The organism is Tabrizicola aquatica (assembly GCF_002900975.1).
Lineage (GTDB): Bacteria > Pseudomonadota > Alphaproteobacteria > Rhodobacterales > Rhodobacteraceae > Tabrizicola > Tabrizicola aquatica.
On the sequence record NZ_PJON01000004.1, the window covers coordinates 1 to 12,521 of the forward strand.

Consider the following 12,521-nt stretch of genomic DNA (forward strand, 5'->3'; position numbering starts at 1 on the left):
GATGATCGCCGTCTGGTTCGCCCGCGTCAGCATGTGCCGGTCGATGCAGTTGGCGCTGACGTTCAGATGACCGTCCTCAAACCACTTGATGCTGATGTTGCCCGGCGCGAAGGACGTGTCCTTCACCTTCGTGAACGGCTTGATCCAGTCCAGCCGCAACGCCTCACGACCCCAGAAACCCTCAGCGTCCATAACCGATTCGGAATACAAACGCTCATACCCAGCCCCATCAACATGCGCACCAGAGACGAAATCGGCAGAAGCCGGATAGATGGATTTCAGGGGTGATTGGTCGGTCATCGTGGTTCTCCTACATCGCGGCGGCCCGGCCAAAGACCCCGCGAAACCTGTCGCCCCACCACTGGGACGCTCTCTCCCGCCGGCAAAGTAGCATTTTGTTAAACTTCCTGTAACCCCATAATTTTCATATCTATTTCCGTAAATTGATTGACGAAATAGTCGTGAATTCTGCAAAGCGGTGAAAAGCGAAGCCGGGAATGCGTGGTTTTTCAACCGCCTGCGCCTGACGCCCGCAGCGCAGCCCCCGGGCCATGGCAGCCTAGGCCGATTCGGCGCGGTCCAGCTCCGCATCCACCGCCGCCAGGTCGGGCAGGAAGCGCAGCTCGGGTTCGCGGGCACCCTGCGCCTCCAGGGCGCGACGCAGGGCCGGGCGCAGGCCGACAAGGTAAAGCTGCCCGCCCCGACGCCGCGCCCGCGCCGCCAGTTGCAGCACCCCCCGCGCGCCCGAACTGTCGATCAGCGGCACCTGGGCAAAGTCCAGCACCATGGCGCGCGGCGTGTCGGCGATCCGGTCCAGGACCGCGCCCAGCTGCGCCGCCGCGCCAAAGAAATACGGCCCCTCCAGGTGCAGGACCACCCGGTCCGCCCGCTGTGCCTCGGGCGCATCCCGCATGCCCGAGCTTTCGGACATCCGCTTTATGAACACCAGCCCGGCCAGCGCGAAACCGACGACGATCCCCTCGGTCAGGTCGCGGAACACGACCAGCAGGAAGGTCACCGTGACCACCAGCGCATCGCCCCAGGACGACCGCAAGAGGGCCGCGAACTCATGCCGCTCGGCCATGCCCCAGGCGACCACCGCCAGGACCCCGGCCAGGGCCGCCAGCGGGATGAAACCGGCCAGCGGGGCGGCCACCACCAGGAACACCAGCAGGAACACCGCATGCAGCATCCCCGAGACCGGCCCCCGGCTGCCCGCCCGCACATTGGTCGCGGTCCGCGCGATGGTGCCGGTAACGCAGAACCCGCCGAACAGGGCCGCGCCGATATTGGCCACGCCCTGCGCCACCAGTTCGGCGTTCGAGCGATGGCGCGCGCCGCTCATCCCGTCGGCAACGACGGCGGACAGCAGTGACTCGATCGCGCCCAGCAAGGCGAAGCTGAAGGCCCAGGGCAAAGCCGCGCGCCACAGCGTCAAATCCGGCAGCGCGGGCACCGGCAACTGCTGCGGCAAGGCGCCAAACTGGCTGCCGATCGTGGCCACCGGCAGGCCAAGGCCCGCCACCACGACCGCCCCGACCGCCACCGCGATCAGCATCCCCGGCCAGTGCGGCCGGACCCGCCGCAGGCCCAGGATCACCGCCGCCGTCAGCGCCGCCACCCCGACCGCCGCCCAGGTCACCGTGCCCCGTGCCGCCCACAGCACCTCGACCTTGGCGACGATCTCTCCGGGCTCGGCCCCGGCCAGGGTCAGCCCGAACATCTCGCGCAGCTGGCTGGCGAAGATGATGACCGCGATCCCGGCGGTAAAGCCCACCGTGACCGGATAGGGAATATAGCGGATGTAGGTCCCCAGCCGCAGCGCCCCCGCCGCCAACAGCACGCCCCCCGACAGGAACGTCGCCAGGATCAGCCCCGGCACCCCGATCTGCATGACACAGGCCGAGACAAGGACGATGAACGCCCCCGCCGGCCCGCCGATCTGATAGCGCGACCCCCCCAGCAAGCTGACAAGGAACCCGCCGACAATCGCGGTGTAAAGCCCGCGCTCGGGTCCGACCCCGCTGGCGATGGCGATGGCCATCGACAGGGGCAAGGCCACGATGGCGACGGTCAGGCCGGCCAGCGCATCGGCGCGCAGGTCGGACAGGCCATAGCCCTCGCGCCAGACGGTAAGGAGCTTCGGCAGGAACTCGGTCAGGGTGCCGGGACCCTTGGCTGTGTCGGGCATCTTTCGTCTTCCAGCAGGGGAAGCGCCAGAAATCGCTGGCATCGGGGGATGAATGCCGCCAGAAGACTCCCCTGCCCAGCCCGATGTCAACCGGAATAAGCGCCATGCCCGATCCCGTCCAACCCGCCGATGCCGAGGCCCGCGCCCTGGCGCAGCGGCTTCTGGGCCTGGGCCATGCCGCCCTGGCCTGGACCGACCCAGATACCGGCACCCCGGGGATCAGCCGCATCGCCTTTGCCCGCGATCCGCAGGCGGGAATGCTGACCCTGGTCTCAGGCCTTGCCCCCCACTTTCGTGCCCTGCGCGCCAACCCGGACTGCGCTCTGATGCTGGGCGAGGTCGGCGACAAGGGCGATCCCCTGACCCATCCGCGGCTGATGATCCGGGCGCAGGCCGCCTTCATCGCCCCGGACGATCCAGCGCGCCCCGCGATCCGCGCCCGCTGGCTGGAGCGGAACCCCAAGGCGCTGGTCTATATCGACCTGCCCGACTTCGCCTTTGTACGCCTGACCCCGGTAGCGGCCCTGCTGAACGGCGGTTTCGCCCGGGCTTTCCACCTGTCGCCACCGGACCTGTAACGACAACGGGCGGCCCCGAAGGACCGCCCGCACCAATTTTTCAGGAAATCGGCCCCGTTACGACGGCAGGTCCATGCGCATCCGCACGATGGCCCGGCCCCGCACCGCCTCGCCCCAGCGCAGTTGCGCCTGGTTGCCCTGGGCGCCGACGCCAGGCGTCGCGTTCGGGCAGGCATAGCGCGCCGCGTTGGAGCCGTTCAGGATCGCCCCCTCGGGCTGCACCGCCTCGACCATGCGGATGCGCCCGCCAAAGGGCACGAACCCGTCCGAATTCACGGTCCAGGTATCGGCCACGGTGTTCTGGGTATGGGTCACGATCAGCGGGTTCATGATCCCCTGACCCACGTTGTTGAAGCTGTTCCCCTCGACCCGCACATTCCGCGCCTGGGCCATGTCCAGGCTGGCCAGGCTGGTGTCCACCATCTCGACCCGGTCGATGATGGCGTTGAACACGCGAAAGCTGTTCGACACCAGCGAGAAGCCATTCAGGTAATGGCCCGCCCCGTACGGCTTGACCACCACCCAGCGGAAGGCCGAGGTCGTGCTGGACGCGATGAACACGTTGCCGACGATGTTCAGCCCGCCGAATGAGAATTCGCCGTTCCACTGCGGCTCGCTGTCATGCTCGTTGCCCCATTCGATGAAGCAGTTGTCGATGTAGTTGCCGGTGACGACGGTCGAGACGTTGGTCTGCGTGAACACCAGCCCCGCACGGCGGATGCCGGCCGGCTCGTCATCGCCCTGGAAGAAGTGGTTGGCATGGACCAGATGGCCGGTGCCGTTGACGATGGCGAAATGCGCGAAACGCACCACCCGGTTGTTGCGCAGCTTCACGTCATTGGCGTTCACGTTCAGCGCGATGGACGTGCGCAGCTGCGCCGGGGCCGCGCTTTCGTTGGACAGGAACTGGCACATGTCCACGAACATGCCCTGACACCCCAACCCGGGCGAGGTGATGCCCCGGTCCAGCGGCCGGTTGAAGGTGCAGGACACGAACCTCTTGGTCGAGCCCGAAGTTGCCATCAGCACCCCCGAACACAGGCCCAGGGTGTTGAACTCGATATCCTCCAGCTCGAACCGCGACAGAAGCTCAAAGCCGCTGAAATCCAGCATGTATTTGAACCGGCGGAAGGTATAGGGCCGCGTCCCTGTCGCGCCCCACAGCGGCTGGCTCAGCGTGATCGTCCCCGCCGCCACGTTCTTGGCCCGCACATAGACCTCGCGCCCCACGCCGGTGCCGATGACCAGCGACCCCACCGGGATATTGGCCACATTGGCGACGCCGGTCAGGGTCAGGTTGTTCGCCGGCGAATAGGTCGCGGTCGAGGTGAACTCCTCGGTCGTCCAGGCCGGGCCGGGCAGCGCCGTCAACTGCCCGTTGCGCACCACGCGGCGGCCGTTGAAGCTGGTCAGCCCGGCAATCGCCGCCACGTCGACCGGCTCGGTCAGGTCCACCCGGCGGCCGGAAAGGTCCAGCGTCACATGGTCGGTAAAGTAGAACAGCGCCTGCAGCGCCCGGCGAAAGCCCTCGATCTCGGTCCCGAAAGCCTGGCCATAGGTATCCAGGTCAAAGTTCCGCGTCAGGATCAGCCGGCGGTTGGCCGGCATCGAGACGGTACCCTCGAACCGGATGCGGCTGTTGATCGTGACATCCGCGTTCAGCCGGAACACGCCCCCCGGCACCAGGATCGCCCGGCCCTGCGCATCGGCATCCGCCGCCAGGAAGGCGGGCGCGTCATTGGTCGTCCCGTTGCCCAGCGCGCCGTAATCGCGCACATCGACCCAGTCCATCAGCTTGCGGATGAACAGGTTGGTCACATCCTCGACCACCAGGTCGTCGATCCGCACCACCCCACCATTGGCACCCGTCAGGTCCAGGCCGACATGGGCGTAGACCACCTGCGTCGTCCAGGCCATGTCCACCCCGGTCCGCGCGGCGGGAGAGATGATCGCGCTGACCGTCACCACCTCGCCATAGCTTTGCAGCGTCACCGTGGGCCCGGTCTGCACCAGGCTGGCCACGTTCTGCCCGTTCACATCCCCCGCCCAGGCCGCGATGCGGACGGACGGCAGGTTCCCCGACACCGCCTTCAGCCGCGCCGTCACCCGCAGATACAGGCCCGGCTGGATCGGCGTCTGCGCGAAACTGCGCAGCTTCTGCGTGGCTTCGGTCTTTTGCAGCTCCAGACAGCCCGCGAAATCCTGGTCATTCGACACCAGCGCCGCGTTCGGCTGGCCCTGATACGACCCCGATCCGGGCGTCCCGTCCTCGCGCGACCACAGGTTCAAGCCGGCCGAGAACGGCGGCGGCATCAGGACCAGCCCGTCGGTGATAGCCTTGTTCATCTGAAATTTCCCTCGTCTCGCTCGCGCCACTGACCAGGGCGAGGCGGAACCGGGGCACTCCCCCGGGCCGCAACGCCATGGGGCAATGGGGTAGCAAGGAAGGCTTAACCGCCGCTCAGGGGGCCGCGCGCTGCCCGGCCCCGACGCGCAACGGGATCAGACGCCGATGTCGGGCGCGGGCAGAAGCTGGACCGCGTTGATCTGCCAGCCCTCGGCCGTCTCGACCATCATGTAGTCCAGAAGATGCGCCCGCCCGGCCTGATCGACGATCCGCACCCGCTGCCACAGGTTCCCCGCAACCTCGCGCAGCTCCTGCATCTCGACCTCGGCCGGGCGGTGGACCATCGGATAGCCGTTCTGCACCATCGCCCCGAAATTCTCGGGCGTGCCGAACATGCCCTTGATCGTCGGGCTGGCATAGGTGAAGGCGCGGGCGAAATCGTCGGCCCTGAAGGCGTCGATCTGGTTCTGGATCGTCTCCTGGATCGGCGTCTCCTGCGCGCCGGCCGGCAGGGCCAGGCAGGCGGCAAGCAGCGCGGCATAAAGACCATTGCGCATCGGCAAGTGCTCCCTCGTCAGACGTCCCCTTGACCTGCCAGCTAGGCCGACGCGCCAGAAGTCAACCGCGCATCCTGCTTGACAGCCCCCCCACCCCCTGCGCCACCCTTGCCCGGCCCACATCCAGGAAGGATCGCCATGCGCCCCGCCCTTGCCCCCCTTGCCCTGATCGCCCTCCTCGCCACGCCCGCCTTTGCCCAGTCCGAGGAAACCGTCCCCATCGACACCCCGCTTGGCCCGGTGGTCGGCACGCTGGAAACGCCCGCCGGCGACCCGGCCCCGGTCGTCCTGATGTTCCACGGCTTCACCGGCGTGCGCGACGAACTGCCCGTCGCCACCACCGACGAAGGCGTCTTTTCCCGCACCGCCCGACTGCTGGCCGAACAGGGCATCGCCTCCCTGCGGATCGACTTCCGCGGCTCGGGCGAAAGCCCCGGCGCCTTTGCCGACACCACCTTCGAAGGCCAGGTCGCCGATGGCCTTGCCGCGCTGGACTGGCTCGAGGCGAACCCGGCCGTCGATGGCCAGCGCCTGGCCGTGATCGGGTGGAGCCAGGGCGGCCTGGTCGCCACCGCCGTCGCCGGCCGGTCCGACAAGCCCGACGCCCTGGTCCTCTGGGCCGCCGTGGCCAATCCCGAGGAAAGCTTCGGCGGCATCGTCGGGGCCGAGACCCTAGCGATGGGCCTAGCAGCGGGCGACGCGGCCCTGCCCGTCACCCTGCCTTGGGGTGCCGTGATCGAACTCAAGCGCGGCTTCTTCGAAGGCGTCGCCACCTTCGACCCGCCCGCCGAACTCGCCTCTTACGCCGGCCCCCTGTTCATCACGCATGGCACCCAGGACACCACGGTCCTGCCCAGCGCCGTCGACACCTTCCTCGCCGCGCATGAGGGCGAAGAGACGGCCTGGATCGCCGAAATGGATCACGTGTTCAACGCCTTCACCGGCCCCGAAACGCTGGACCAGATGGTCGGCGAGACCGTCGCCTTCCTGAAGCCGCACCTCCAGTAGCCCCTCCTCGTTCGACTTCGTCTCCTCGTCGGATGTCGCCCTCTGGCGCTCCGACGGGGCGTGACGAAGTCACCGAAGATCCAGCCCGCGAGGAGCGCCAAAGTCATCGACGAGCGCCAGCGGGACGCACAACCGGGCCTTCAGGCGCTACCACCCCCGAGGACGGACGAAGTCACCGACAAGCCGCAGCACGAGGCACAACCTGCCATCCGCACGCCGCGCCCCCAGCGAGGAGTGACGAAGTCATCGACGAGCGCCAGCTGGACACACAGCCGGGCAACCACGCCAGAACCCCAGCGAGGAGTCACGAAGTCACCGACGAGCCGCCCAAGGCGGCCCACGGTTTACCAGCCTACCCGACCAGTTCGCCCCGCAGCGCGCGTTCGATCAGCGCCACCGTCTCGTCCACGCCGTAAAGCGCAATGAACCCGCCAAAGCGCGGCCCGTCGGATGCGCCCAGCAGCACCTCGTACAGCGCCTTGAACCAGTCACGCAGCGGCTCGAACCCATGCTCCTTGCCCACCGCGAAGACCATCGACTGCAAACCTTCGTCGGAAAGCAGTTCGGCTCTGTTTTCGACCGGAAGAACGTTCTTTGGATCGGTAACTTGGGCGAGCTTCTTCAGCCGGGCCACCAGATCCTCCATCGCCGCCCGCTCCATGTCGGTCGGCAGCCGGAAGACCCGCGTCGGCGCGATCTTGTCGGCAAAGTATCGCACCGCGAACCCCGCCGCCGCATCCAGGTCGGGATGCGTCTCCGGCGATGCCTCGGGGGCATAGCGCCGGATGAACTTCCACAGCCCCGCCGCATCCTTCGCCGCCGCGACCGAGGCCAGGTTCAAGAGCATCCCGAAAGACACCACCATCCGGCTCTCCGGCGGCTTGCCGTCGTGGATGTGCCAGACCGGGTTGTTGACCTGTTGCTCGACCGTCTGCTCGGGAAAGGCGCGCAACTGCTGGTGATACTCGTCCACCGCCCGCGGGATCACGTCGAAATGCATCCGCTTCGCCGTCTTGGGCTTCTGGTACATGAAATAGCTCAGCGACTCCGTCGCCGCATAGGTCAGCCACTCGTCGATCGTCAGGCCATTGCCCTTCGACTTCGAAATCTTCTGCCCCTGGTCATCCAGGAACAACTCATAGGTCATGTGGTTCGGCGCCCGCCCGCCCAGCACCCGGCAGATCCCGTCATAGATCGGGGTATTCGTGGAGTGGTCCTTCCCGTACATCTCGAAGTCCACATCCAGGGCCGCCCAGCGCGCGCCAAAGTCCGGCTTCCACTGCAGCTTCACATGCCCGCCCGTGACCGGCAGCGTCCACTCGCGCCCGTCCTCGTCGTCGAAGGTGATCGTGCCGTCCTTGGCGTTGACCTCCTTCATCGGCACATACATGACCCGTCCGGTCTCGGGATGGATCGGCAGGAAGCAGGAATAGGTCTGCTGCCGCTCCTCGCGCAGGGACGCCAGCATGATCTCCATGATCGCATCATACCGCTCGGCCGCCAGCCGCAGCGTGTCGTCGAACTGGCCCGACTTGTAGAACTCCGTCGCGCTGATGAACTCATACTCGAAGCCGAACGTGTCCAGGAACCGCCGCAACATCGCGTTGTTGTGGTGGCCAAAGCTCTCGAACTCGCCATACGGGTCCGGCACCGAGGTCAACGGCTTCTGCATATGCCCGCGCAGCATCTCTTGCTGCGGCACGTTCTCGGGCACCTTCCGCATCCCGTCCACGTCGTCGGAAAAACAGATCAGCCGAGTCGGGATGTCGCTGATGATCTCGAACGCCCGCCGGATCATCGTCGTCCGCGCCACCTCGCCGAAGGTGCCGATATGCGGCAGCCCCGACGGCCCATAGCCCGTCTCGAACAGCACATAGCCCTTGGCCGGGTCCTTGCCGCCATAGCGTTTCAGCACCGCGCGGGCCTCTTCAAAGGGCCAGGCCTTCGAATTCATCGCCGCATCGCGCAGGGCACTCATCGCATCTTCTCCTGAAACGGCCCGGGCCATCCCCGGGACCCCCGTCCTCTATTGCCCCCCCGGCCCCCCGTCAATAATCTGCGCCGCAACCGCATACAGGAGTCCCCGATGCCCGAATCCGCCATGTCCCTGCAGGATGCCCTCGTGGCCGTCATGGTGGCCTGCTCCGCCTCGGACCAGGACGTCCGCACGGCCGAGCTTGTCGCCATCACCCGCATGGTCAACCACATGCCGGTTTTCGCCACCTACGACCCCGACCGCATCCGCCGCGTCAGCCGCACCGTCTTTGACCTGTTTGAAGAGGAAGACGGCCTCGACGCCCTCTTCGGCCTGATCCGCGAGGCTTTGCCCGAGCGTCTGTACGAGACCGCCTATGCCCTGGCCTGCGACGTGGTCACGGCGGACGGCCGCCACTCCCAGGTGGAGCTTCGCATGCTGGAAGAGGTCCGCGAGGAGCTGAAGATCGACCGGTTGCATGCGGCGGCCATCGAGTGGGGCGCACGGGTGCGGCATATGGGGGTGTGAAAAGAAGTTGGATTGTCAGAATCCTGTTCTCAACTCAATATATTTCGGAATCCATTTTTGTCGAATTCAGGAGATCTAGTGAGTGAAGGAGCCAGAAGACGAAAAAGATCAATCCGCACTTCCGGCTGAAGAAAAGAAAAAGTCGGCAGAAAAACCAAGCGCGGTCAAGTCCAGCGTACAAAGGGTCTTGTGGAAAATCCACGCAAGATTTCCTAACTTCATCCCGGACCCATATGGCAATCGGCTTGAAAATTGGCGCTCGCGCGATGCCAACGAGAATATTGAATCTGCGATTCCAGACGGCAATAATGTTCAGTTGGGTCTCATTTCAGTAAGCGAAATCTTCGGACCAAATGAGATCGAGACACTTTATGCGTCACTTGAAAGGCTCGGCTGGCACCAGGAACGATACCCTATCCAAAATCAGTCGCACGTGGACTGGCTCAAGAATCAAAGGATGTATGGCACTGGGGGAACTATCCCGCTGGGCTGGGTTCATCGCTCCGAGGACAAGAAGAAGAACTTTAACGTAAGGTACACAGCAGACTTCCCAAAGGCATTTTCTTCTTTGCTCGTCTCCATTACGCAGTTAACGCCATCAGTCACTTGCATTAGTGTCGGATTCGTCCTGACCGAAGAAGCTTCATTCACCTACAAGAACGAAATCAACCTCCCCGCTCAGACAACACTTGTTCCTCATTGGCGATCAGGAAGTTATTCAGTAAAGAGCGTCTCCCATGTGAAAGCGGACCGCATCAAACAGGCACGGGAAACCTACCGTAGTCTTGCGATCTCTTGGGTAGGAAAGAATTTTCCAGGATTCTTTAAAGTTCGATGTGGTCCAAACCTCATACCAACGGCTGAATATCAAGTATTGGAGGGTTTTACTCCATTTGACTGGGATACATCAAGGGACTTGCCATCGCATCATTGGTCGCATTTTCTCGGCCATGATCGCGCGTTTGACAGTTGGGTAAATAGCTCTACTCCTTCCCTTCGATTCTCATTTGATACGTCGCCAAATGAGGAGTTTCCTAATCACCTTACCGTTGCTCTGCGCTGGGACTCGTTGAACGCTGATGATACAAGGCATTACGATACAAAGACGTTAAGTGGAAAGGTCTATTTTGCGCACGAGCGCGTTGATGGAATCATCGCCAAGAATGTCCTATGTTGCTATCTGCGGGAGCTACTTCGGAGCCTTAAAGAGGCTCGGCAATCGCTTTCAATTAGTCAGACTAGGCGACAATCTATATCGGAAATCGAACAAATAAGCTCCTTCTTTAGAAATTCTGTTGGTGTTCCATCAATTGCACGAGAAGCGTTGGAACTTTCGGAAGACGATGCCTCTTTCAGATGGAACGCTACAGGTTTTGTTCAACAGGACCGTCCAGATAGGAAGAGAACACTGGAAATCAAGGATGGGCTTAAATCTCTCCTGCAAAGACTCTCAAGAAAGCTTCTGGAAGAGGATCAAGATACCCGTGATTACCTGAACCAGCTGTCTTCAGCTGTTGGGACCAGAGAGAGTATGGCAGCACAGAAAAGGATGGAAATTCTTACTTGGCTAGCCATCATCATTTCGCTAACTTCCGCGATCATTGCTGTCCTGGCGATTTCTGCATAGAGGCAAGGTTAAGCCATCGTCTTTTGGCGCCCCATCCCTCGACCTATCGTATGGTTTCCATTCCTTGTTTGGTCGGCATAGGTCTTAAGCCACCCACTAGCACCCCATTAACCACCCCCTTAAAAAACCCTTACCGTCCACACACATTCCCCAGCAAAATCAACCACTTACGCCCATCCGCCCACCGTGGACAGAGGAGTCCCTTGCGGCCCCCGTCTCACCCATAGGCCCCCGCCCAGCGGTTCACCAGCTGGCCTTGCAGCCGCCGGGCCCGGCGGGTCCAGGATTTGCCGCCCTCCGGTTCCTCCCGCAGGGCCACCGGCACCGCATCCCGCCGCTCCGGGTCGCCCGAGAAGATCGCGAACACGAGTTCCCTGCCCCCATTCTTTGAAGTCGGGGGCGGCACCACATGCCCCGCCAGCCCCGAGACGAAGTTCAGCGTCCCCGACTTGGCCAGCACCTTGACCGGGTGCCCCTCCAGAACCTTCCCTTGATCGTCCTTCATCCCGACGTCGCGCAGGATCGCCCGCAGCCCCCGCCCCTCCGCCTCGGCCCGGACCAGCACCCGCGCCATCCCCGCGGCCGTCACCCGGCTGGCCCCGCCCAGCCCGGAATGATCCCGCAGGTCGAACGCCACCCCGAAGGCCGCCCGCACCCAGTCCGACATCGCCCGCCCCGAAGCCTCCAGCCCCGCAGCACCCGAGGCGGTCAGCCCGACACATTCCGCCGTCAGGTTGGTCGAGAAGCGCAGCATGTCGCGCAGGACCGCCGGCAGCGGCTCGCTCTCCACCCGGCCCAGTTCGGCCCCCGCCGGCAGCGCCGCCACCCGCTCACCCGCCGGAAGCCGGATCCCCTGCGCCCGGGCCAGCGTTCGAAAGACCTCGGCCACATAGCGGCCCGGATCGCGGACCGGCAACCAGCGGCTGCCCCCCTTGCCCAGCGCGGCCGAGGCGACGGTCCATTCCTCGACCTGACCCCGGTCATAGGTGAACAGGGGCGCCTCACGCGACCGGATGCCGACGCGGACCATGGCGACCTCGGGCACAAACCGCTCACCCCGCGCATCGACCGCGACCTGCCAGTCGCCCCCGGCCCGCTTCCACTCGAAATGCACCCGGTTGAAGTTCAGACACAGGCCCGAGACGGCGGCGTTATAGCCGACATGGTCCGGCTGGTCGGCCGCGATCCCCTCCAGCCGGGGCAGCGCGCCATCCCAGTAGAGAAGCCGCCCCGTCGCGCCCTTCAGCCCGCCGCGGGCCAACCCCGCCACCAGGTCGCCCAATTGGTCGGTCTGCAAGGTCGGATCGCCGCCGCCGGCCAGCACCAGGTCGCCCTGCACCACACCCTGCACCACCGGCCCCGTCGCCAGCACCCGCGTTGCAAAGCGGAACCCCGGGCCCAGCTTTTCCAGCGCGTAAAGTGCGGTCACCGCCTTGGCCACGCTGGCGGGTGGCAACGCCAGGTCCGGCTCTCGCGCCTCCAGCACGGCCCCCGTCCGCGCGTCGGCCACCACGAAGGCGACGGTCCCGCCCAGCTTGGCCGCCGCGATCAGCGCCTCGACATCCCCTGCCACCGGCCGGTCAGCCCGCCCCCCGCGCGGCACCGGGCGCGGAGAGCTGACCAGCCCCTCGCCCAAGGCCGGCAGCGCCGCCCCCGCCAGAAGCCCGCCCAGTAGAAACCGCCGTGTGATCACGCCATCACCCTCCTGCC

Annotated in this window: 10 protein-coding genes; 4 read left to right on the forward strand and 6 right to left on the reverse strand. The window is 64.9% G+C overall.

Annotated features, from left to right (window positions below):
* The coding region (locus tag CXR42_RS14510; RefSeq protein WP_281256757.1) for an acetyl-coenzyme A synthetase N-terminal domain-containing protein at positions 1-300 on the reverse strand (300 nt) is incomplete at its 3' end.
* Between the two features lie 259 nt (positions 301-559).
* Positions 560-2,191, reverse strand: coding sequence for a SulP family inorganic anion transporter (locus CXR42_RS14515; protein ID WP_219727956.1), 1,632 nt, complete (start codon positions 2,189-2,191; stop codon positions 560-562).
* Between the two features lie 104 nt (positions 2,192-2,295).
* Here CXR42_RS14515 and CXR42_RS14520 point away from each other — a divergent pair, with 104 nt between their 5' ends.
* Positions 2,296-2,769, forward strand: a complete 474-nt coding sequence (locus CXR42_RS14520) for a HugZ family pyridoxamine 5'-phosphate oxidase (RefSeq protein WP_103258309.1) — start codon at positions 2,296-2,298, stop codon at positions 2,767-2,769.
* Between the two features lie 57 nt (positions 2,770-2,826).
* Here the strand turns inward: CXR42_RS14520 and CXR42_RS14525 are convergent, their stop codons facing one another.
* Together CXR42_RS14525 and CXR42_RS14530 are read right to left on the reverse strand one after the other, a co-directional pair.
* A complete protein-coding gene (locus CXR42_RS14525; RefSeq protein WP_103258310.1) occupies positions 2,827-5,115 on the reverse strand; it encodes a pectate lyase family protein in 2,289 nt (762 codons plus the stop codon).
* 156 nt (positions 5,116-5,271) lie between these two features.
* Positions 5,272-5,673, reverse strand: a complete 402-nt coding sequence (locus CXR42_RS14530; protein ID WP_103258311.1) for a DUF4864 domain-containing protein — start codon at positions 5,671-5,673, stop codon at positions 5,272-5,274.
* Between the two features lie 138 nt (positions 5,674-5,811).
* Here CXR42_RS14530 and CXR42_RS14535 point away from each other — a divergent pair, with 138 nt between their 5' ends.
* Positions 5,812-6,681, forward strand: coding sequence for an alpha/beta hydrolase family protein (locus CXR42_RS14535; RefSeq protein WP_103258312.1), 870 nt, complete (start codon positions 5,812-5,814; stop codon positions 6,679-6,681).
* 352 nt (positions 6,682-7,033) lie between these two features.
* Here CXR42_RS14535 and CXR42_RS14540 read toward each other — a convergent pair whose 3' ends face one another.
* Entirely contained in the window at positions 7,034-8,659 is a 1,626-nt protein-coding gene (locus CXR42_RS14540) for a lysine--tRNA ligase (protein ID WP_103258313.1), read from the reverse strand.
* A 108-nt stretch (positions 8,660-8,767) separates the two neighbouring features.
* Between CXR42_RS14540 and CXR42_RS14545 the strand changes: the two genes are divergently transcribed.
* Together CXR42_RS14545 and CXR42_RS19395 are read left to right on the forward strand one after the other, a co-directional pair.
* Positions 8,768-9,184, forward strand: a complete 417-nt coding sequence (locus CXR42_RS14545; RefSeq protein ID WP_103258314.1) for a tellurite resistance TerB family protein — start codon at positions 8,768-8,770, stop codon at positions 9,182-9,184.
* Between the two features lie 82 nt (positions 9,185-9,266).
* On the forward strand, positions 9,267-10,811 hold the full coding sequence (locus tag CXR42_RS19395; RefSeq protein ID WP_146038081.1) for a hypothetical protein: 1,545 nt from the start codon (positions 9,267-9,269) through the stop codon (positions 10,809-10,811).
* Between the two features lie 217 nt (positions 10,812-11,028).
* Here CXR42_RS19395 and dacB read toward each other — a convergent pair whose 3' ends face one another.
* Complete coding sequence (gene dacB / locus CXR42_RS14550; protein ID WP_103258315.1) at positions 11,029-12,504, reverse strand: D-alanyl-D-alanine carboxypeptidase/D-alanyl-D-alanine endopeptidase; 1,476 nt, start codon at positions 12,502-12,504, stop codon at positions 11,029-11,031.
* Positions 12,505-12,521: the final 17 nt, after the last annotated feature.

Coding starts and splice junctions, on each gene's coding strand:
- CXR42_RS14515 (WP_219727956.1), bottom strand. CDS start 2,191: ATGCCCGACACAGCCAAGGGTCCCGGCACCCTGACCGAGTTCCTGCCG.
- CXR42_RS14520 (WP_103258309.1), top strand. CDS start 2,296: ATGCCCGATCCCGTCCAACCCGCCGATGCCGAGGCCCGCGCCCTGGCG.
- CXR42_RS14525 (WP_103258310.1), bottom strand. CDS start 5,115: ATGAACAAGGCTATCACCGACGGGCTGGTCCTGATGCCGCCGCCGTTC.
- CXR42_RS14530 (WP_103258311.1), bottom strand. CDS start 5,673: ATGCGCAATGGTCTTTATGCCGCGCTGCTTGCCGCCTGCCTGGCCCTG.
- CXR42_RS14535 (WP_103258312.1), top strand. CDS start 5,812: ATGCGCCCCGCCCTTGCCCCCCTTGCCCTGATCGCCCTCCTCGCCACG.
- CXR42_RS14540 (WP_103258313.1), bottom strand. CDS start 8,659: ATGAGTGCCCTGCGCGATGCGGCGATGAATTCGAAGGCCTGGCCCTTT.
- CXR42_RS14545 (WP_103258314.1), top strand. CDS start 8,768: ATGCCCGAATCCGCCATGTCCCTGCAGGATGCCCTCGTGGCCGTCATG.